Source organism: Pseudomonas fluvialis (assembly GCF_014207935.1).
GTDB lineage: Bacteria > Pseudomonadota > Gammaproteobacteria > Pseudomonadales > Pseudomonadaceae > Aquipseudomonas > Aquipseudomonas fluvialis_A.
Map to the genome: position 1 here is coordinate 775,572 of NZ_JACHLL010000001.1, position 18,834 is coordinate 794,405.

Consider the following 18,834-nt stretch of genomic DNA (forward strand, 5'->3'; position numbering starts at 1 on the left):
ATGACTGTCATTCCCGTCATCATGTCGGGCGGTGCGGGCACCCGGCTGTGGCCGGTCTCCCGGGAAAGCCACCCAAAGCCGTTCATGCGCCTGCCTGACGGGCAGTCACTACTGAGCAAAACCTACGGTCGAGCCGCCGCACTGCTGCCACAGGGCGGCACGATCGTGACGGTCACAAACCGCGAGCATTACTTCGCCAGCAAGGATCACTTTGCGGAAGCTCGCCTGCCTCAACACCAGGCGCGGTTTCTGCTTGAGCCTGAAGGCCGTAACACTGCGCCAGCTATCGCGGTGGCTGCGGCCGCGCTTGCAGCTGAATATGGTGAAGATGCGGTCATGGTCGTCATGGCGGCGGATCACCTGATTCAGGATATTGCGGCCTTCAAGAAAGCTACCGATCATGCCGTTGCGCTGGCGCAACGAGGCCTTCTGGTCACTTACGGCATTCACCCAACAGCGCCCGAAACAGGCTTCGGCTATATCGAGAGCGGAACGTCCCTTGATGACCTTGGTGGCTGCAAAGTCGCTCGTTTTGTCGAGAAGCCTGATCTTGCAACCGCGCAAGACTACTTGCGCAGCGGTAACTTCCTGTGGAACTCGGGCATGTTCTGTTTCACGGTTGGCAGCATCCTGAAGGAGCTGCAAATGCACGCTCCAGAAATTGCTCCCTTGGCCAATGAGTGCATTGCCAGCAGCCCAGCGCAGGAAAGCGCAGGTGTGGTACTACAGGAGCTCGACGGTGTCAGCTTCGCCAAGTTGCCGGACATCTCCATCGACTATGCCGTCATGGAGCAATCCACCAACGTAGCGGTTGTGCCAGCACAGTTCGACTGGAGCGACATTGGTTCATGGAACGCTTTGTCTCAGTTGGTACCTGCCGATGCTGAACACAACCGTATTCACGGCGATGCAATCCTGATCGATACCCGCAATACCTTCGTACACAGCGAGAGTCGACTGGTTGCCACGGTCGGCGTCGAAGATCTGATCGTCATTGATACGGCTGACGCCGTGCTCGTGGCACACGCGGACCGCACACAGGAAGTTCGGCAGGTTGCCAAGCAACTCAAGAAACTCAAGCATGAGGCCTACCGCCTGCACCGGACCGTTGCCCGCCCCTGGGGAACCTACACCGTTCTCGAGGAAGGCCCGCGATTCAAGATCAAGCGGATTGTGGTAAAGCCTGGTGCCTCGCTCTCACTGCAGATGCATCACCATCGCAGCGAACACTGGATCGTGGTGCAAGGCATGGCCAAGGTCATCAATGGAGGGGAAACCCCTCTCCTGATCAATACCAATGAGTCGACCTTTATTCCAGCCGGCCATCGGCATCGCCTGGAAAATCCAGGAGTACTCGATCTGGTCATGATTGAGGTCCAGAGCGGCGAGTACCTTGGCGAAGACGATATTGTCCGCTTTGACGACAAGTACGGCAGGACTCGTTGATGCTGCCCGATCTGACTAGAGCGGCCTGGCAGTTCCGCGGATTCATCCTGAGTAGCGTCAAACGGGAGTTTCAGAGCCGTTATCAGAACTCCCTGCTGGGAGGAGTCTGGACCGTCATCAATCCGCTGGCGATGATCCTTGTCTACACGCTGGTGTTCTCCCAGCTGATGCGCGCTCGATTGCCTGGTAGCGACAACAGCTTGGCGTATGGCATCTACCTGTGTGCCGGCGTGCTCACATGGGGCTTCTTCTCAGAATTGATCGGGCGCGGTCAGTCCATGTTTCTTGAGCATGCTCGCCTGCTCAAGAAACTGAGCTTCCCACGTATTTGCCTACCGATCGTGGTGCTGCTGAATGCCTCGATCAACTTCTCGATTATTTTTGCCCTGTTCATCGGATTCCTGCTGATTACTCAGAACATGCCGGGGCTGGTCATTCTGGCGGTCATCCCGGTACTGCTGCTCCAGGCTCTGCTGGCACTGAGCCTGGGGACCATCCTGGGTGTACTGAATGTCTTCTTCAGAGATGTGGCCCACCTGACCGGGGTGATTCTGCAATTCTGGTTCTGGTTCACGCCGATTGTGTATCCGCTGGATATCCTCCCCGAGAATATTCAGGCGATTGCCTTGCTGAATCCGATGACTCAGATCGTTGGTGCCTATCAGGGCATATTTGTGCATGAGCAGTGGCCTCACTGGCAAAGCCTGACCCCCACACTGCTTGCCACCTTTGTGCTTTGCATTCTGGCAATCGGACTGTTCCGCAAACGCGCGGGTGAAATGGTGGACGAGCTCTAATGGGTGAAATACGTGTCTCCGGGGTAGGCAAAGCTTACAAGCAGTACCCTTCGCGCTGGGCTCGCCTGAGAGAATGGACGGTCCCGTTCATCAAGCCGCAGCACCAGCTCAAATGGGTGCTGCAGAACATCAGCTTCCACGTACAGCCAGGCGAAGCTGTCGGCATTATTGGCGTCAACGGTGCGGGCAAGAGCACGCTGCTGAAGATGATTACCGGCACCACACAGCCAACCACGGGGGATATTCAGATATCCGGACGGGTGGCAGCCCTTCTGGAACTGGGGATGGGTTTCCATCCGGAGTTCACCGGTCGGCAGAATGTGTTCATGGCCGGACAGTTGCTGGGGCTCCATATCGATGAACTGCATGAGCTCATGCCGGAAATCGAAGCCTTCGCAGAAATCGGCGACTACATCGATCAGCCGGTCAGGGTCTACTCCAGCGGCATGCAGATGCGTCTGGCCTTCAGTGTCGCCACGGCTCGCCGTCCCGATGTTCTGATCGTCGACGAAGCCCTTTCCGTGGGCGATGCCTACTTTCAGCACAAGAGTGCTGACCGCATTCGTGAGTTTCGCAAGGCGGGTACCACCCTGCTGATCGTTTCCCACAGCCGGGACGCCATCCAGTCGATTTGTGATCGCGCCATCCTGCTCGACCACGGGCGCATGGCCCTGCAAGGCTCGCCCGAAGAGGTCATGGACTTTTACAGCGCCATGCTGGCAGAGCGCGAGCAAAACACCATTCGCCAGGAGCGCCTGGCCAACGGCAAGGTTCGCACAGTCTCAGGCACCGGCGAGGCAGAAGTCTCGGATATCTGTCTGATCAACGAGAAAGGGCAGCGCGTCGAACTTCTTGAGGTCGGCGCTACAGCAACTCTAGAAGTCAGCGTATCGATCAAAGTCGACGTACCCCGGCTGGTGCTGGGCTTCATGATCAAGGATCGTCTGGGCCAAGCAATTTACGGTATCAACACACACCGCCTACACCGCTCGCTGGAAAATCTTGCCGCCGGAGACTCCGTGAAGTTCCGCTTCACCTTCCCAGCCAATATCGGCAAAGGTAACTACTCGGTAGCCACCAGCCTGTCGCGCTTCGACTCTCATATCGATACCAACTATGAGTGGCGCGACTTTGCACTGATTTTCCACGTCATCAACACTCGCAAACCAGACTTTGTCGGCTGTACTTCGCTCGACGCACAACTTGAGATCGAGCAGTCCAGCCCCTCCGTCGTAATGGGTTAACTCGGCAATGCGCTTTCTAATCGAATGCACGTACGTTTATGAACATCCACAAGACAACTCAGGGATACAACGGGTCGTCCGCAACATCGTCAACAATCTGAAGCAGATCAACGCCAGCGCCGAGTGCATTCCGGTCATTCTCAAGAATGGCAAGGTCTACCGAGTGACTCAATTGACGCCGCCAAGCAAGGATCGTGGCGTTGCCTCAATGCAGACCTGGCTCTCACAGAACCATGATCGCTGCGCACGCCTGCGCAACAGGCTTTGGCTCTCTTATGCAAAGCGTGAGCGTCAGTGGCCATTCCACAATGCCCCGCTCCTGCGTTTCTGTCTTCGCCAATGCTATCGAGCACTGAGCGCATCGCTGGCTATCCCGCAAAAGCTGCTGGCTCTCGTGTCTCTAAACTACGTAGACCAGTCTCGCGCCATCGAACTGGAATGCCATGCAGGCGATACGCTGGTGCTCCTCGACTCCTCTTGGCACGCTGACTTCTTTTCCGTGGCAGAAGGACTCAAGGCAAAGGGCGTCGGCATCGTTTCAGTCATTTACGATCTGATTCCTCTGACACATCCGCAATTCTGCGATGAGGGCCTGGTGCGGGTATTCGAGCAATGGTTTGACTGGATAATCCGCACCGCCGATGGATTCATCGCTATCTCTGAAACCATCAGCAACCAGGTGCAGACCGAAGCACAATGGCGACTTGGCCGCGAAGTCGCCGCGGCGCGCTGGTTCGACCACTTCCACCTCGGGAGCGAACTTGATCAGGCCAATCCTGCGGCGGTGGTACGTCAGGATGTACAGCAGATGTGCAAAAAGCGCTCGGTCTACCTGATGGTTAGCACGATTGAGCCTCGAAAAAATCACGCCTACCTGCTGAAAGCCTTCGAGGCACTCTGGGCCGAGGGCGACGAGGTTGCCTTGTGCTTTGTTGGCAAGATCGGCTGGAAAACCCAGGAGCTGATCGACCGTATCGTCAACCACCCAGAGCTGGGCAAGCGGCTCTTCATGTTCAATGACTTGAGCGACCGCGAGCTGGAGTACTGCTACAGCAATTCGAAAGCACTGGTCTTCCCTTCATTCGTGGAAGGGTTTGGCCTACCGCTGGTAGAGGCCATGCAACGCGGCCTACCTGCAATGGCCAGCGACATCCCGGTCTTTCGAGAAATTGGCGGCGAGTCGATGGCCTATTTTGGCCTCTCCGAACCCGAAACCCTGTGCCGCTTGGTCCGAAACTATGAGAATACGGGGGTATTCCCAGCCGCGAAAAGCCTGAAGGAATGGCGCTGGCTATCCTGGAAAGATTCGGCCGAGCAATTGATGGCGCGGATCACTCACCGCATGGCACAGAACTCACAGCCACAGGCGACGCCTGAACAAGATGCCGACTTCGGTCGCGTTTAATGCCAGCATACTGCGCGCACCGCGTACGGGGATTGGCCAGTACGCGGTAGAACTTTGTCGTGCTCTGCAAGCACGGGGCGATCTCCATCTGGAGATATTCTCTGGCTGGAATTGGCAACATGACTTACCCGAAGCAGCCATGCCCGGGTACGCACCTGCCAGCCAGTTGGTCAAACGGCTCTTGCCGAACGCCTATGCCTGGCGCAGAAGAGTCGAGCAGCACCGATTCTCTAATGGAATCGGGAAGCTGAAGCCGGCGCTGTATCACGAACCCAGCTTATGGCCTTTCAATTTCGAAGGGCCAAGCATCATGACTCTGCACGACCTGACCCATGTGCACTTCCCGCACACGCAACCACCCGATCGGCTTAGAGAAATTGAAAAGCACATTCACCGAAGCATTGAGCGGTGTGCACGGATTCTGGTCGATTCCCAGTTTATTGCCGAGGAAGCGCGGCAATACTACGGAGTACCCGAGCACAAGCTGGTCGTAGCCCCGCTTGGCTTTGCGCCCCGCTTTCATCCACGCAGCGCCGGCGAACTGGCCACGACACTGCACACTTTCGGCATCACACACCGGCAATACCTGCTCTGTGTTGGGACGCTGGAGCCTCGGAAGAATCTTGCGTTGGCGATTCGCAGCTACCTCTCTCTTCCACGTGCATTGCGGGAGCGCTATCCGATGCTTCTGGCTGGCTTACCAGGCTGGCAGCAGGATCAGATGGGTGAAACCTTCCGGCATGCAGTGCGCGATAATCATATCCGCTTGCTCGGCTATCAGGATGACGTCACCCTAGCCGAACTCGTGGCTGGCGCTCGCCTGTTGCTCTACCCCTCTCTCTACGAAGGGTTTGGCCTGCCGGTTCTCGAGTCCATGGCGAGCGGGACTCCCGTGATAACAAGCTCTACAGCCTCGTTACCAGAGGTCGCAGGGTGCGCGGGCACGTACGTCAACCCTCAGGACGAAGATGAATTTAAGGCAGCGCTGTGCAGGCTGTTGGAAGACGATGCCGAATGGCATCTGAAACGTCAGGCGGGTCTCAATCAAGCAACTCGATTCAGTTGGCAGCGCTGCGCACAGATCACCGCAGAAACTTACTTCGATTTACTGAGGCCGTGATGCGCGTCTTGCACTTTTTCAAAACCTATCTGCCCGACTCCATGGGCGGCATCGAACAAGTCATCTATCAGCTCTGTCAAAGCACACTCGCCTATGGAGTGCAGAGCGAAGTGCTGACCCTCAGCGAGCACCCCGAAGCGAGCCCAGTACATGTCGCCGACCACCTCGTCCATCAGGCCAAACTTGACCTGCAGCTTGCCTCTACAGGGTTATCCATCAGTGTTATTCGGCGCTTCCGTGAACTCGCCAGCCAGGCTGACATCATCCACTATCACTTTCCCTGGCCTTATATGGATGTGGTGCACTTTCTGGCTCAGGTGCGCAAGCCGACAGTCGTCACCTATCACTCGGATATTGTGAGACAGAAACATCTGCTGCGCCTGTACAGCCCATTGATGCACCGGTTCCTGCGCCAGGCCGATCGAATTGTTGTCGCTTCGCCCAACTACCTAGCTACCAGCCCTGTATTGCACCGCTATAAGGACAAGACCGTTGTCATCCCGTACGGCCTGGACATGAACAGCTATCCGCAGGCCGACGAAAGCAGGCTGGCCTACTGGTCACAGCGTTTTGGCAGTCGCTTCTTTCTGTTCGTAGGAGTCATGCGCTATTACAAAGGGCTGCACATTCTGCTGGAGGCCGTCCAGGGAACCACCCTACCTGTAGTGATAGTAGGGGCAGGACCGCTGGAAGACGAACTGAAGGCGCAAGCGCAACGCCTCAAGCTAGACAATGTGCATTTCGTGGGCCGGCTTGGTGATGAAGACAAAGTGGCGCTGCTTCAGCTTTGCAGCTCCATTGTCTTTCCATCGCACCTACGCTCGGAAGCCTTCGGTATTTCTCTGCTTGAAGGGGCCATGTTCGGCAAGCCGATGATCTCCAGCGAGATCGGAACCGGAACCAGCTATATCAATATCCACAATGAAACAGGCTTGGTGGTTCCCCCCAGCGACCCCAAAGCCTTGCGCGCGGCCATGCAAAACCTGTGGGCATCGCCAGAGCTGGGACTGCAAATGGGTGCGCGCGCTGCAGCACGATACCGAAGCCATTTCACCTCAGAACAAATGGGCCTGCAAATGGCCCACCTCTATCGTCAGCTGCTGGCCAACAGTCCTGCCTGACCGACAGAGTCCAGGAACAAGCGTCAGACAAACTCCGGCCAATAGTCGGCGGGTTTGCCGTAGAACGCCAGAAACTGCTGAACGTCCTGGCGCAAGGCATTGACCGTGTCGGCTTTAGACGTGTCCTCCCACTGCAGAGACTTGGCGAATTTTTGCCTGAGGCCCAACCTGCTAAACAGCTCGTTCTGTCGCGGCACGCTGATCTTGGCCAATTTGAAACCGGTAAAGCGATTCGTGCGCAACAGGCGTAGTAACCGCGTGTCGTAAAATTTTTCATCGCGGGAATTGAGCTGCGCCCCGGCCGAGGGATTTTGAAAGGCAGTATCCACACCGAGAAACTCGTAACAACGAGCCAGCTCGATCGCGGGGTCACGTTGTAAGTCTTCGAGAAAGACCACCATGATCTGCTCGTCCGAAAAGTGCTCGCGGAACGGCTGAATACGCGCCCAGTAATGTGAGTCATCAAGCAACGCTGGCAGCTCTGCAATCGCCCGCCCCAAACCAAAGGGGGCATTGACCGCATAGTGCGGACCACTGTGGTGAAATTCGCGATAGCTCGACTCAATGCGCTTGAGCGGATTACGAACGCTGAAAATGAACTTCATCTGCGGATTCTCTTGCTTGAGCCGCTCACAAACGAGCTCGGCAAACTCCAGGGTCGAATACATTTGTGAGCCTTCACCCAACAGCTGGCCACTCGACGCAGGAGCAAACAATCCCTCGTAAGCCGCGCGATGCTCTACAACGTCTGGGCGATTGAAATGATGCGGCTCTTTCATTTCAGGAATGAATATCTGTGGGTGTTGGCCAAGCAGGTAACAGAGAGTGGTCGTGCCACATTTGTTAATACCTGGAACCAAAAAATCGATTTTCATACGAGGACTCAGTTTCAAAGCAAGAGGAATGAAGGAGAAGGGCAAGTGACTTTTTAATGCGTGTAGCGCAGAATAAACCCAGTCATCATGATGCATTTCTGCATGTTTGGCATGCGATTCTGGCATGAGATAAAAGCAGAAATCCAGCCTAACCCGCCGACCTGCATTCGACACACACAGAGATTTTGCAGATGGTACTCTCTATCTGAAATTCGATCCGGTTACTCGCATACAATCTGGGTCAAGACTCCGCCACGCAGACCATAATTACAAAAACATAAACCACACTAAATAACTGCAAATGCAAATCGAACCATACATTGACAGCCGCCCAAAATACTTGGGCTCACTGGATATAGCCCGCGGAATCGCGGCACTAGCTGTTGTACTATGGCACTGGCAACACTTCTTTTTTACAGGCCCATTCCCCGGAGCCTTTGAGCGTCTAAATCAGCCATTTTATACTTACCTCTCAATTTTCTATGAACATGGCTGGATGGCAGTTGATTTTTTCTTTGTACTTTCTGGATTCATTTTTTTTCGAATTTATGGACAGTCCGTCAGTGAGAGAAAAATCGGAGCGCGAGACTTTTTTATCCTGCGTTTCTCCAGGCTTTACCCTCTCCACTTACTAACCCTCTTGTTGGTCGCCACATTGCAATGGTTATCAATAAAAACATCCGGAAAACCATTTATTTATCAATTGAACGACACCTATCACTTTATCCTTAATGTTTTTCTTGCTCCTGCATGGGGGTTACAAAAAGGCTTCTCGTTCAACGCCCCCGTCTGGTCTGTATCCATCGAGCTGCTTCTATATGGTATATTCTTTATAGTGGCGCGAATATTTCAAGCCAAGCTCTGGCCCTCACTATTTCTTGCATTTTTCGGATTCATACTGCAAGGCTACTCCGAGCTAATTGGGCGAGGCTTATTTGCCTTCTATACTGGAGGGCTGACTTTTTTATTATTCCAACTGCTGCTCAGAAGTAAATATATCGCTTTTTGGACTCACGGCTTATTAGTGATCAGCCTCTCTGCGTGGACTTTAACCCTGACAGGACTCATGACAAGACTTTCAGGAAAACTACTGAATAGCCTATTGCCTGGCGACAGCCTGCCAGCAAAAACGGGAAGTTTATGGATAGTCGGCTTATTGCTGCCAATAAGCCTACTGTGCCTGGCAATGCTAGAGCAGCGCAGTGAAAGCAGACGCTTTCCAGGCAAATGGCTTGGAGAAATAAGCTACTCGTCTTACTTGATCCATTTCCCCTTGCAATTAATTTTCTTTATGAGCGCCAAATCTCTTGGGTTTGACCAGCATATCTTCTACAACCCATATGTATGGCTTGCTTACTTCGCCACCCTACTTGGTCTAAGCATCGTGACTCATCGCACATTTGAGTTACCCATGCAACGCGTGCTCAGGGATAGACTTTTACGCTCGAAGAACAAACGGTAAAGCAAGATCCAGAGGCAATATAAAAGCTATATTTTCCAGAGTGGACGCTGCGCGCTCAAGAATGAACAGTTATTGCCGAAGATGGCTCAGAAAACTCTCTTGCAAGCTACGCTGATCGAGCCTTAAGCCCGACTCCAGCCCCTGAGTTTGCAAAGCTGAGATCAACTGCCGAGTTCGAATCGCAGCACATGTGGCGCGGACATGGTAGTACGTGTCCAGCATGCACTGATGATCAAAGCGACTCTGTTCAGGTGTACCAAGAAAACTGAAACCTTGCGCTTCCACCAAACTTTGAATGCTAGAGGCATAGTCACGTATCTGCTGTTCATAAATCTGGTAACACTCATTATCGTCTCGCGCAGTGACGGCAGGCCAGGCAAAGAAAATCTTTGCCCCGCTGGCATCACGCACCTCCGCCAGACGCTGCAGGTTTTCGATGAAGGTTGCACTTATCGGCGGAAACTCCCAAAGCCCGAACAGGTAATAATCACACTTCAGCCCACGGGCCAGATTGTTTAACTCTGCCCCCTTTTCAATCAACTGACTGCCTCGCGCAGATTGACGTATCTGACCCTCGAATCGGCTTAGCGAATCCTGCCTCGCAGCAGCGATATGCGGATTATGCGACTGGAGCGCGTTGAGCCGAAATGCCGCTTGAAGTCCGAGCTTAAAAGGCACGCTTTGGTACACGAAGCGAATACGCTCGGGCCAGCTCAACTCTCGGTAGTAGAAAGCGTTGGAGCCACGCTCGTCGAGAACGGACGAGACATAGTCCGCAGGCAGCTTGTCGTCGGCACGATACTGCAACCATTCCAGTGGAAGAATAAGCGTGTCGTCGGCCTTAAGGTGATTGGCCAGACGCTCTATCTTGTGGCGCAGTGGGTATCCGGCGTTATCCGACACAATGATTGTCAGTCGACCGAAATGCTGCTCGATGGCCTGAGCATCGATGGAGTGAATAGCGTTGGAGCCACTTTCCACGATGATGCGCTTGGGAATGTCATCGGAGGCCTGAAGCAAGAACTGGCGATACGACACTCCCAGGTTGGTATCGACAATTGCCAGGCGATCAATGAGCAGGAAGTAACCCACTGCAAGCAGTACAAAGCTGGCCAGGCTGGCGAGGACAAATCGTGCTTTATACATCTCGGTAGCCAGCATCAGAAGTTGAAATAGAGAAAATCGGAGGGTGTGTTCTGGATCTGAGCAACCATCGCGTAGAAAAAGGCAAAGCCGACCAGCAACGCAGCTAACAGCCCCTCCTTGAATCGCAGGCGCCCATCATAAGGGGCGATCCCGGCGATCTGCTGGGAGTTCGGGGCGAGAAATGCCAGCAGCGCTGCTAAACCCAGGGCCAGCATCGCCTCAAGCGGTAGCAGGTCGCCAGCGGCATAGCCCAGACCCGTGCCACTCAGGCCAAACATACTGGATAGCATGCGCTGCGCCGCTGGCAGATCTTCAGCGCGGAAGAACACCCAGGCGAAGTTGACGAACAGGAAGGTTACTGCCCAACCCAACCAGCCCGGCAATCGAATGCCCAAATCCTGCCAATAACGGTGCAGTACGACGGCACTGCCATGCAGTGCGCCCCAAATCAGAAAGGTCCAACCTGCACCATGCCAGATACCCCCAATCAGAAAGGTGGCGAACAGATTGAAGTAGATGCGCGGTAGCGCGGCGCGCTTACCACCAAGGGGGATGTAGATGTAGTCGCGCAGCCAGCTGGACAGTGTCATGTGCCAGCGCCTCCAGAAATCCTGGATGTTGCGGGCCTGATACGGCGAGTTGAAATTCAAGGGAAGGCTAATGTTAAACATCAGGCCAAGACCAATGGCCATATCCGAGTACCCGGAAAAGTCGAAGTAGAGCTGAAAGCTGTAGAGCAGACTGGTGCTCCAGGCTTCAATCATCGTCAGTGCCTGCGCGCTGGCGTAGCCGGCATTAGCCCATTGCCCAAGATTGTCCGCGATCAGTAGCTTCTTGATCAGTCCAATGGCAAAGATGAACAGGCCGAGCGAGAAGTTATCCAGGCGGAAGCGCAGGTTGCCGGTGCTCGCGAACTGCGGCATCAGATCCTTGTGGTGGACTATCGGCCCGGCGATCAGGTGGGGGAAGAAGGTCACAAACAGGGTGTAGTTAATCAGGTTGTAATCCCTGACCCCTGAACGGCTGCAGTCCACCAGATAGGCGATCTGAGTAAACGTAAAGAAGCTGATGCCCAGCGGTAGCAGGAGGTTGAGAGCGGCCAGCTGACTGCCGCTCAATGTGTTGAACGTCTCGATGAAGAAATCGGTGTACTTGAAGTAAACGAGGCCGGCGACGTTAAGCACAATACCGATCAGCAGGAGCCCCCTGCTGTATGCCGAGGGTCTACCGGCGGCCATTAGCACGCGTGAAATGCGAGTGCCAAGCACATAGTTGACGATGATCGACAGACCGATCAGAAGCAGATATTTCGGCTCCCAGTAGCCATAGAAGAACAACGATGCTGCGGCCAGCCACAAGCGCGAGAACGTTCCCTGCTGCAGACGGGCCAGCAAAAAGTAACCAACCAGGGCGATAGGCAGAAAGGCATAGATGAAAACGGGGGAGCTAAAGAGCATTCGCAGCTTGTCCTGTTCGCGGGCGCAGCAGAATAACCGACCGTTATGAAACGAAAAACCCGGCACTAGGCCGGGTTTTTCGTTGCTGGAGCAAGAGGTCTTAATCGACCGCCTTGACCATGTCTTCGATGACTTTCTTGGCGTCGCCGAAGACCATCATGGTCTTGTCCAGGTAGAACAGTTCGTTGTCCAGGCCGGCGTAGCCGCTGGCCATCGAGCGCTTGTTGACGATCACGGTCTTGGCTTTGTAGGCCTCGAGGATCGGCATGCCGGCGATCGGCGACTTCGGATCGTTCTTCGCGGCCGGGTTGACCACGTCGTTGGCGCCCAGCACCAGCACCACGTCGGCTTGGCCGAACTCGGAGTTGATGTCTTCCATCTCGAACACCTGCTCGTAAGGCACTTCGGCCTCGGCCAGCAGGACGTTCATGTGGCCAGGCATACGACCCGCTACCGGGTGGATCGCGTACTTCACGGTCACGCCGCGGTGGGTCAGCTTCTCGGCCAGCTCCATCAGCGCGTGCTGGGCACGGGCTACCGCCAGGCCGTAACCCGGAACGATGATCACGGTGTCGGCGTTGGTCAGCAGGAAGGCGGCGTCGTCAGACGAGCCGGACTTCACCGGGCGCGCTTCCTGGGCACCGGCCGGGCCAGCAGCTTCAGCCGCGCCACCGAAACCACCGAGGATCACGTTGAAGAACGAACGGTTCATCGCCTTGCACATGATGTACGAGAGGATGGCACCGGACGAACCGACCAGCGAACCAGCCACGATCAGCATCGAGTTGTTCAGCGAGAAACCGATACCGGCCGCCGCCCAGCCCGAGTAGGAGTTCAGCATCGACACCACGACCGGCATGTCGGCACCGCCGATCGGGATGATGATCAGCACGCCGATGATGAAGGCCAGGGCCAGCATCACCGCGAACGCCTGCAGGTTGCCGGTGAACATGTACACCAGGCCCAGGCCGAGGATGGTCAGACCGATCACCAGGTTGACCAGGTGCTGGCCCTTGAACTGCACCGGAGCACCCTGGAACAGGCGGAGCTTGTACTTGCCCGACAGCTTGCCGAAGGCGATCACCGAACCGGAGAAGGTGATGGCACCGATGGCGGCACCGAGGAACAGCTCCAGACGGTTACCGGCAGGAATCGCATCGCCCAGGTGAGCGACGATACCCAGCGACTGCGGCTCAACCACGGCGGCAATGGCGATGAACACGGCGGCCAGACCGATCATGCTGTGCATGAAGGCGACCAGTTCCGGCATCTTGGTCATCTCGACGCGCTTGGCCATGATCGAACCGGCAGTACCGCCGACCAGCAGGCCGACCAGCACGAAGCCCAGGCCCTTGGCAGCGCCACCTTCGGTCATTTCCGAGCCCAGCTTGAACACCAGGAACACAGTGGTGACCACGGCGATGGCCATACCGATCATGCCAAACAGGTTGCCCTGGCGCGACGAAGTCGGGTGCGACAGGCCCTTGAGCGCCTGGATGAAGCAGATCGAGGCGACCAGGTAAAGAAGAGTGATCAGATTCATGCTCATGGTCAGTGCTTCTCCGCCGGCGCTTTCGGCGCCTTCTTCTTGAACATTTCCAGCATGCGGCGAGTCACCAGGAAGCCGCCGAACACGTTAACGGCGGCCAGCGCCACCGCCAGGGTGCCCATGGACTTGCCCAGTACGGTTTCGGTCAGGGCGGCGGCCAGCATGGCGCCGACGATGACGATCGCCGAGATGGCGTTGGTCACGGCCATCAGCGGGGTGTGCAGGGCCGGGGTCACGTTCCATACCACGTGGTAGCCCACGTAGATGGCCAGCACAAAGATGATCAGGTTGTAGATGCTGGGGGAAATCAGTTCCATGTCTCTACTCCTTAGCCGTTGGTGCGCACGACGTTGCCATCGCGGCACATCAGGCACGCGGCGACGATGTCGTCTTCCAGGTTGAGGTGGAAATGGCCTTCCTTGTCGATGACGAGCTTGAGGAAGTCCAGCAGGTTGCGCGCGTACAGAGCCGAAGCATCCGCCGGCACCATGGCCGCCAGGTTGCTGTAGCCGACGATGGTGACGCCATGCTTGACGACGACCTGATCGACTTCGGTCAGCGGGCAGTTGCCGCCCTGGGCCGCCGCGAGGTCGATGACCACCGAGCCCGGCTTCATCTCTTCCACGGTCGCTGCGTGCAGCAGGGTTGGCGCCTTGCGGCCCGGAATCAGCGCGGTGGTGATGACGATGTCGGCCTGCTTGGCGCGCTCGTGCACGGCACCGGCCTGACGCTGCATCCAGGAGGCAGGCATCGGACGGGCATAACCGCCAACGCCCTGGGCGCATTCGCGCTCTTCGTCGGTCTCGAACGGCACATCGACGAACTTGGCGCCGAGCGATTCGATCTGTTCCTTAACGGCAGGACGCACGTCGGAGGCCTCGATCACCGCACCCAGACGCTTGGCGGTGGCGATGGCCTGCAGGCCGGCCACACCGGCACCGAGGATCAGCACGCGAGCGGCCTTCACGGTACCGGCCGCGGTCATCAGCATCGGCATGAAGCGCGGGTAGTGGTTGGCACCCAGCATCACGGCCTTGTAGCCGGCGATGTTGGCTTGCGAGCTCAGCACGTCCAGGCTCTGTGCGCGGGAGGTACGCGGAGCGGCCTCCAGGGCGAAGGCGGTAATGCCACGAGCAGCCATGCGCGCGATGGTCTCGTTGCAGAACGGGTTGAGCATGCCAACCAGTACCGCGCCGGACTTCATCAGCGCCAGTTCGGCGTCATCAGGTGCCACGACTTTCAGCACCAGATCGGCACCAAACACGGTGGCGGCATCGCCAATATTGGCGCCGACGACTTCATAAACGTGGTCGGGCAGGCTGGCTTTCACGCCGGCACCGCTCTGCACAGTCACCTGATGGCCTTGGGCGATCAGCTTCTTGATGGTTTCCGGCGTCGCGGCGACGCGCGTTTCACCAGCGTGGGTTTCGAGAGGAACACCGATGTGCACTTCTAATCTCCTGCGTGTGATCTCATTGATGAACCGACCCACTACGTTGGCAGGCCGGGCGGCTGATCAGCACAAAAACCGCGGGATGCAGGTCATGCATCAGGGCGGGGGCGGCATTTTGCACAGGCGACGGATGCGCATCAAGGAGTTCTGTAGTCGGACGAAACATCTACTACAAGTCACGCCCCGACCAGAATTTTGAACACCCCACTGAGCAGCAGAGCTGGCGCGGGCTGCAGTCAAACAGGCGTTTCAATCGTTTGATTCACAATCGGAGCCCTGAATGACCATTCATCAGACGAAAACGCAGGCCAAAGGTCCACGCCAGGCCAGGATTTCCGGTCGTTTGATTACTAGAAATTAATGATCTTTATGATAAGCATCAGCCGAAGCTTATACATCCATGTAGCAGCCTGCCTGCAGGCACTACCGAACAGGCCGAGACAGCAAATCGAATGAATCTCGCGGCCGGCGTCTCGTTGCCGGGAGAAAAGCCCCGAGCCATTCCTTAGGGCGATTGACCCGGGCAGCGTTCTGCGGTTTAAAGCTGTCTGCGCCACGAGAAGCGCGGCCACCGCAACCTTATTTGCCCAGGGCACGACAATAACGATGGAAAGCTCCCTCCAGCAGCCGCTGCGCCGCCTGCCGTTCGCCTTTGCCAAACGCCACGGCGTGCTGCTCGACGGCAGCCGCCTGCAGGCCCGGCATGACGCCAGCCTGAACGCCCTACAGGAAGCCCAGCGCTTCGCCGGGCAGGTACTGCCCTGCCAGTGGCTGGCACCCGGCGATTTCGAACAGGCCCTGGGCGCGGCCTACCAGCACGATTCCTCCGCCGCCATGCAGATGGTCGAAGGCCTGGGCGCCGATATGGACCTGGCCAGCCTCGCCGAGCAGGTGCCTGAAACCGAGGACCTGCTGGAGCAGGAAGACGACGCGCCGATCATCCGCCTGATCAACGCCATTCTCGGCGAGGCGATCAAGGAGAACGCCTCCGACATCCATATCGAGACCTTCGAGAAGCGTCTGGTGATCCGCTTCCGCATCGACGGCATGCTGCGCGAGATGGTCCAGCCCAAGCGCGAGCTGGCCGCCCTGCTGGTGTCGCGGATCAAGGTCATGGCCAAGCTGGATATCGCCGAGAAGCGCGTGCCGCAGGACGGGCGCATCTCGCTCAAGGTCGGCGGCCGCGAGGTGGACATCCGCGTCTCCACCCTGCCCTCGGCCAACGGCGAGCGCGTGGTACTGCGTCTGCTCGACAAGCAGGCCGGGCGCCTGACCCTGCAGCATCTGGGCATGAGCGCGCGCGACCGCCAGTTGATGCAGGAAACCGTGCAGAAGCCCCACGGCATCATTCTGGTCACCGGCCCCACCGGCTCGGGCAAGACCACCACGCTGTACGCCAGCCTGGTCACGCTCAATACCGGCACGCGCAATATCCTCACCGTCGAGGACCCGATCGAATACCACCTCGAAGGCATCGGCCAGACTCAGGTCAACACCAAGGTCGAGATGACCTTCGCCCGCGGCCTGCGCGCCATCCTGCGCCAGGACCCGGACGTGGTGATGGTCGGCGAGATCCGCGACAAGGAAACCGCCGAGATCGCCGTGCAGGCCTCGCTCACCGGCCACCTGGTGCTCTCCACCCTGCACACCAACAGCGCCATCGGTGCGGTCACCCGCCTGGTGGACATGGGCGTGGAACCCTTCCTGCTGTCCTCCTCGCTGCTCGGCGTGCTGGCCCAGCGTCTGGTGCGCGTGCTCTGCCCCAGCTGCAAGCGCCCCTACCAGGCCGACGCCGCCGAGTGCGCGCTGCTCGGCGCCGACCCGGCGCAGCCGCCGACCCTCTACCACGCCGAGGGTTGCGACGACTGCCGCCAGCTCGGCTATCGCGGACGTACCGGCATCTACGAGCTGGTGGTGCTGGATGACGAGCTGCGCACCCTGATCCACAACGGCGCCAGCGAGCAGGACATGACCCGCCGCGCCCGCACGCTGGGCCCGAGCATCCGCGAGGACGGCATGCGCAAGGTACGCGAGGGGGTCACCACCCTCGAAGAAGTGCTGCGCGTGACCCGCGAGGAATAAGCGCCCATGGCCGCCTTCGAATACCTGGCCCTGGACAATCAGGGCCGCCAGCAAAAGGGCCTGCTCGAAGCCGACAGCCCGCGTCAGGCACGTCAGCAGCTGCGCGAGCGCAACTGGTCGCCGCTGGAGATCAAGCAGGCCAAGGCCCGCGAAGAAAAGAGCCGCAGCGGCCTGAGCTTCGGCCAGGGTCTGTCGGCCCGCGATCTGGCGCTGGTCACCCGCCAGCTGGCCACCCTGGTGCAGGCCGCCCTGCCCATCGAGGAAGCCCTGCGCGCCGCCGCGGCGCAGTCGACCACCCCGCGCATCAAGTCGATGCTGCTGGCCGTGCGCGCCCGGGTGATGGAAGGCCACAGCCTGGCCGCCAGCCTAAAGGAATACCCCTCGGCCTTCCCCGACCTGTACCGCGCCACCGTGGCCGCCGGCGAGCATGCCGGGCACCTGGCTCTGGTGCTCGAACAGCTGGCCGATTACACCGAACAGCGCCAGCAGTCGCGGCAGAAGATCCAGCTGGCACTGCTCTACCCGGTGATCCTGATGGTCGCCTCGCTGACCATCGTCGGCTTCCTGCTCGGTTACGTGGTGCCGGACGTGGTCAAGGTGTTCGTCAACACCGGGCAGGAGCTACCGGCACTGACCCGTGGCCTGATCGCCGCCAGCGATCTGGTCAAACACTGGGGCTGGCTGTTCCTGCTGCTCGGCGGCGCCGGCGTGTTCGGCCTGCGCCAGGCGCTGCGCGACGAAAACCTGCGCCGCCGCTGGCATGCCCTGATCCTGCGCATCCCGCTGGTCGGTCGGCTGGCCCGCGCCACCAACACCGCGCGCTTCGCCTCGACCCTGGCCATCCTCACCCGCAGCGGTGTGCCGCTGGTGGAGGCGCTGTCGATTGCCGCCGCGGTGATCGCCAACCTGCGCATCCGCGACAAGGTCATCGAAGCGGCGCAGAAGGTTCGCGAAGGCTCCAGCCTGACCCGTGCGCTGGACGCCACCGAAGAGTTTCCGCCGATGATGCTGCACATGATCGCCAGCGGCGAAAAGTCCGGCGAGCTGGACCAGATGCTGGCGCGCACCGCTCGCAATCAGGAAAACGACCTGGCCGCACAGATCGCCCTGCTGGTCGGCCTGTTCGAGCCGTTCATGCTGGTGTTCATGGGCGCCGTGGTGCTGGTCATCGTGCTGGCCATCCTGCTGCCAATCCTTTCCCTCAACCAACTGGTGGGCTAACCCCGATGCAACGACGTCAATCCGGTTTCACCCTGATCGAAATCATGGTGGTAGTAGTCATCCTCGGCATCCTCGCCGCCCTGGTGGTGCCGCAGGTGATGAGCCGCCCGGATCAGGCCAAGGTCACGGTCGCCAAGGGCGACATCAAGGCGATTGCCGCCTCGCTGGACATGTACAAGCTGGACAACCAGGCCTACCCGAGCACCCAGCAGGGCCTCGACGCCTTGGTGAAAAAGCCTTCCGGCAACCCGCAGCCGCGCAACTGGAACAAGGACGGCTACCTGAAGAAGCTGCCGGTCGATCCGTGGGGCAACCCCTACCAGTACCTGGCGCCGGGCACCAAGGGCCCGTTCGACCTCTACTCGCTGGGCGCCGACGGCAAGGATGGCGGCAGCGACAACGACGCCGATATCGGCAACTGGGACAACTGAGTCATTCCATGATGCGGATGTCGCG

At 58.1% G+C, this 18,834-nt stretch carries 16 protein-coding genes; 10 read left to right on the plus strand and 6 right to left on the minus strand.

Annotated features, from left to right (window positions below):
• The 6 genes from HNP49_RS03570 to HNP49_RS03595 are packed head-to-tail and all read left to right on the plus strand — an operon-like array spanning nucleotide 1 to nucleotide 7,133.
• On the plus strand, nucleotides 1–1,446 hold the full coding sequence (locus HNP49_RS03570; protein WP_184680657.1) for a mannose-1-phosphate guanylyltransferase/mannose-6-phosphate isomerase: 1,446 nt from the start codon (nucleotides 1–3) through the stop codon (nucleotides 1,444–1,446).
• Nucleotides 1,446–2,243, plus strand: a complete 798-nt coding sequence (locus tag HNP49_RS03575; RefSeq protein WP_184680658.1) for an ABC transporter permease — start codon at nucleotides 1,446–1,448, stop codon at nucleotides 2,241–2,243. Before HNP49_RS03570 ends, HNP49_RS03575 begins: the two co-directional genes overlap by 1 nt.
• Nucleotides 2,243–3,487 (plus strand): ABC transporter ATP-binding protein, encoded by a 1,245-nt coding sequence (locus HNP49_RS03580; protein ID WP_184680660.1) that lies wholly within the window; start codon nucleotides 2,243–2,245, stop codon nucleotides 3,485–3,487. Before HNP49_RS03575 ends, HNP49_RS03580 begins: the two co-directional genes overlap by 1 nt.
• Nucleotides 3,488–3,494: 7 nt before the next feature.
• Nucleotides 3,495–4,892 (plus strand): glycosyltransferase family 1 protein, encoded by a 1,398-nt coding sequence (locus HNP49_RS03585; protein ID WP_184680662.1) that lies wholly within the window; start codon nucleotides 3,495–3,497, stop codon nucleotides 4,890–4,892.
• A complete protein-coding gene (locus HNP49_RS03590; protein WP_184680663.1) occupies nucleotides 4,870–6,012 on the plus strand; it encodes a glycosyltransferase family 1 protein in 1,143 nt (380 codons plus the stop codon). The genes HNP49_RS03585 and HNP49_RS03590 overlap by 23 nt, the downstream gene beginning before the upstream one ends.
• Entirely contained in the window at nucleotides 6,012–7,133 is a 1,122-nt protein-coding gene (locus HNP49_RS03595) for a glycosyltransferase family 4 protein (protein WP_184680665.1), read from the plus strand. The genes HNP49_RS03590 and HNP49_RS03595 overlap by 1 nt, the downstream gene beginning before the upstream one ends.
• Before the next feature lie 23 nt (nucleotides 7,134–7,156).
• Here HNP49_RS03595 and HNP49_RS03600 read toward each other — a convergent pair whose 3' ends face one another.
• Nucleotides 7,157–8,008 carry a sulfotransferase gene (locus HNP49_RS03600; protein ID WP_184680667.1) on the minus strand — a complete coding sequence of 284 codons (852 nt, stop codon included), beginning with the start codon at nucleotides 8,006–8,008 and terminating at the stop codon, nucleotides 7,157–7,159.
• A gap of 301 nt (nucleotides 8,009–8,309) precedes the next feature.
• Between HNP49_RS03600 and HNP49_RS03605 the strand changes: the two genes are divergently transcribed.
• Nucleotides 8,310–9,470, plus strand: a complete 1,161-nt coding sequence (locus HNP49_RS03605) for an acyltransferase (RefSeq protein ID WP_184680668.1) — start codon at nucleotides 8,310–8,312, stop codon at nucleotides 9,468–9,470.
• 69 nt (nucleotides 9,471–9,539) lie between these two features.
• Here HNP49_RS03605 and HNP49_RS03610 read toward each other — a convergent pair whose 3' ends face one another.
• The 5 genes from HNP49_RS03610 to HNP49_RS03630 form a co-directional block, all read right to left on the minus strand.
• Nucleotides 9,540–10,631, minus strand: coding sequence for a hypothetical protein (locus HNP49_RS03610; protein WP_184680670.1), 1,092 nt, complete (start codon nucleotides 10,629–10,631; stop codon nucleotides 9,540–9,542).
• Nucleotides 10,631–12,073, minus strand: a complete 1,443-nt coding sequence (locus tag HNP49_RS03615) for an MBOAT family protein (protein ID WP_184680671.1) — start codon at nucleotides 12,071–12,073, stop codon at nucleotides 10,631–10,633. Before HNP49_RS03615 ends, HNP49_RS03610 begins: the two co-directional genes overlap by 1 nt.
• 100 nt (nucleotides 12,074–12,173) lie before the next feature.
• Nucleotides 12,174–13,622 carry an NAD(P)(+) transhydrogenase (Re/Si-specific) subunit beta gene (locus HNP49_RS03620; protein ID WP_184680673.1) on the minus strand — a complete coding sequence of 483 codons (1,449 nt, stop codon included), beginning with the start codon at nucleotides 13,620–13,622 and terminating at the stop codon, nucleotides 12,174–12,176.
• A 2-nt stretch (nucleotides 13,623–13,624) separates the two neighbouring features.
• Complete coding sequence (locus HNP49_RS03625) at nucleotides 13,625–13,939, minus strand: NAD(P) transhydrogenase subunit alpha (protein WP_076423377.1); 315 nt, start codon at nucleotides 13,937–13,939, stop codon at nucleotides 13,625–13,627.
• Nucleotides 13,940–13,950: 11 nt separating this feature from the next.
• The gene (locus HNP49_RS03630) at nucleotides 13,951–15,072 is read right to left on the minus strand and encodes a Re/Si-specific NAD(P)(+) transhydrogenase subunit alpha (protein ID WP_184680675.1); all 1,122 of its coding nucleotides are present in this window, start codon (nucleotides 15,070–15,072) and stop codon (nucleotides 13,951–13,953) included.
• A gap of 609 nt (nucleotides 15,073–15,681) precedes the next feature.
• Here HNP49_RS03630 and gspE point away from each other — a divergent pair.
• Genes gspE through xcpT form a run of 3 tightly spaced genes read left to right on the plus strand, consistent with a single transcriptional unit; the run spans nucleotide 15,682 to nucleotide 18,809 of the window.
• Nucleotides 15,682–17,157, plus strand: coding sequence for a type II secretion system ATPase GspE (gspE, locus tag HNP49_RS03635; RefSeq protein ID WP_184680676.1), 1,476 nt, complete (start codon nucleotides 15,682–15,684; stop codon nucleotides 17,155–17,157).
• 6 nt (nucleotides 17,158–17,163) lie between these two features.
• Nucleotides 17,164–18,378 carry a GspF family T2SS innner membrane protein variant XcpS gene (gene xcpS, locus HNP49_RS03640; protein ID WP_184680678.1) on the plus strand — a complete coding sequence of 405 codons (1,215 nt, stop codon included), beginning with the start codon at nucleotides 17,164–17,166 and terminating at the stop codon, nucleotides 18,376–18,378.
• A 5-nt stretch (nucleotides 18,379–18,383) separates the two neighbouring features.
• Nucleotides 18,384–18,809 (plus strand): GspG family T2SS major pseudopilin variant XcpT, encoded by a 426-nt coding sequence (xcpT, locus tag HNP49_RS03645; protein ID WP_184680679.1) that lies wholly within the window; start codon nucleotides 18,384–18,386, stop codon nucleotides 18,807–18,809.
• Nucleotides 18,810–18,834 lie beyond the last annotated feature (25 nt).

Coding starts and splice junctions, on each gene's coding strand:
- HNP49_RS03570 (WP_184680657.1), top strand. CDS start 1: ATGACTGTCATTCCCGTCATCATGTCGGGCGGTGCGGGCACCCGGCTG.
- HNP49_RS03575 (WP_184680658.1), top strand. CDS start 1,446: ATGCTGCCCGATCTGACTAGAGCGGCCTGGCAGTTCCGCGGATTCATC.
- HNP49_RS03580 (WP_184680660.1), top strand. CDS start 2,243: ATGGGTGAAATACGTGTCTCCGGGGTAGGCAAAGCTTACAAGCAGTAC.
- HNP49_RS03585 (WP_184680662.1), top strand. CDS start 3,495: ATGCGCTTTCTAATCGAATGCACGTACGTTTATGAACATCCACAAGAC.
- HNP49_RS03590 (WP_184680663.1), top strand. CDS start 4,870: ATGCCGACTTCGGTCGCGTTTAATGCCAGCATACTGCGCGCACCGCGT.
- HNP49_RS03595 (WP_184680665.1), top strand. CDS start 6,012: ATGCGCGTCTTGCACTTTTTCAAAACCTATCTGCCCGACTCCATGGGC.
- HNP49_RS03600 (WP_184680667.1), bottom strand. CDS start 8,008: ATGAAAATCGATTTTTTGGTTCCAGGTATTAACAAATGTGGCACGACC.
- HNP49_RS03605 (WP_184680668.1), top strand. CDS start 8,310: ATGCAAATCGAACCATACATTGACAGCCGCCCAAAATACTTGGGCTCA.
- HNP49_RS03610 (WP_184680670.1), bottom strand. CDS start 10,631: ATGCTGGCTACCGAGATGTATAAAGCACGATTTGTCCTCGCCAGCCTG.
- HNP49_RS03615 (WP_184680671.1), bottom strand. CDS start 12,073: ATGCTCTTTAGCTCCCCCGTTTTCATCTATGCCTTTCTGCCTATCGCC.
- HNP49_RS03620 (WP_184680673.1), bottom strand. CDS start 13,622: ATGAGCATGAATCTGATCACTCTTCTTTACCTGGTCGCCTCGATCTGC.
- HNP49_RS03625 (WP_076423377.1), bottom strand. CDS start 13,939: ATGGAACTGATTTCCCCCAGCATCTACAACCTGATCATCTTTGTGCTG.
- gspE (WP_184680676.1), top strand. CDS start 15,682: ATGGAAAGCTCCCTCCAGCAGCCGCTGCGCCGCCTGCCGTTCGCCTTT.
- xcpS (WP_184680678.1), top strand. CDS start 17,164: ATGGCCGCCTTCGAATACCTGGCCCTGGACAATCAGGGCCGCCAGCAA.
- xcpT (WP_184680679.1), top strand. CDS start 18,384: ATGCAACGACGTCAATCCGGTTTCACCCTGATCGAAATCATGGTGGTA.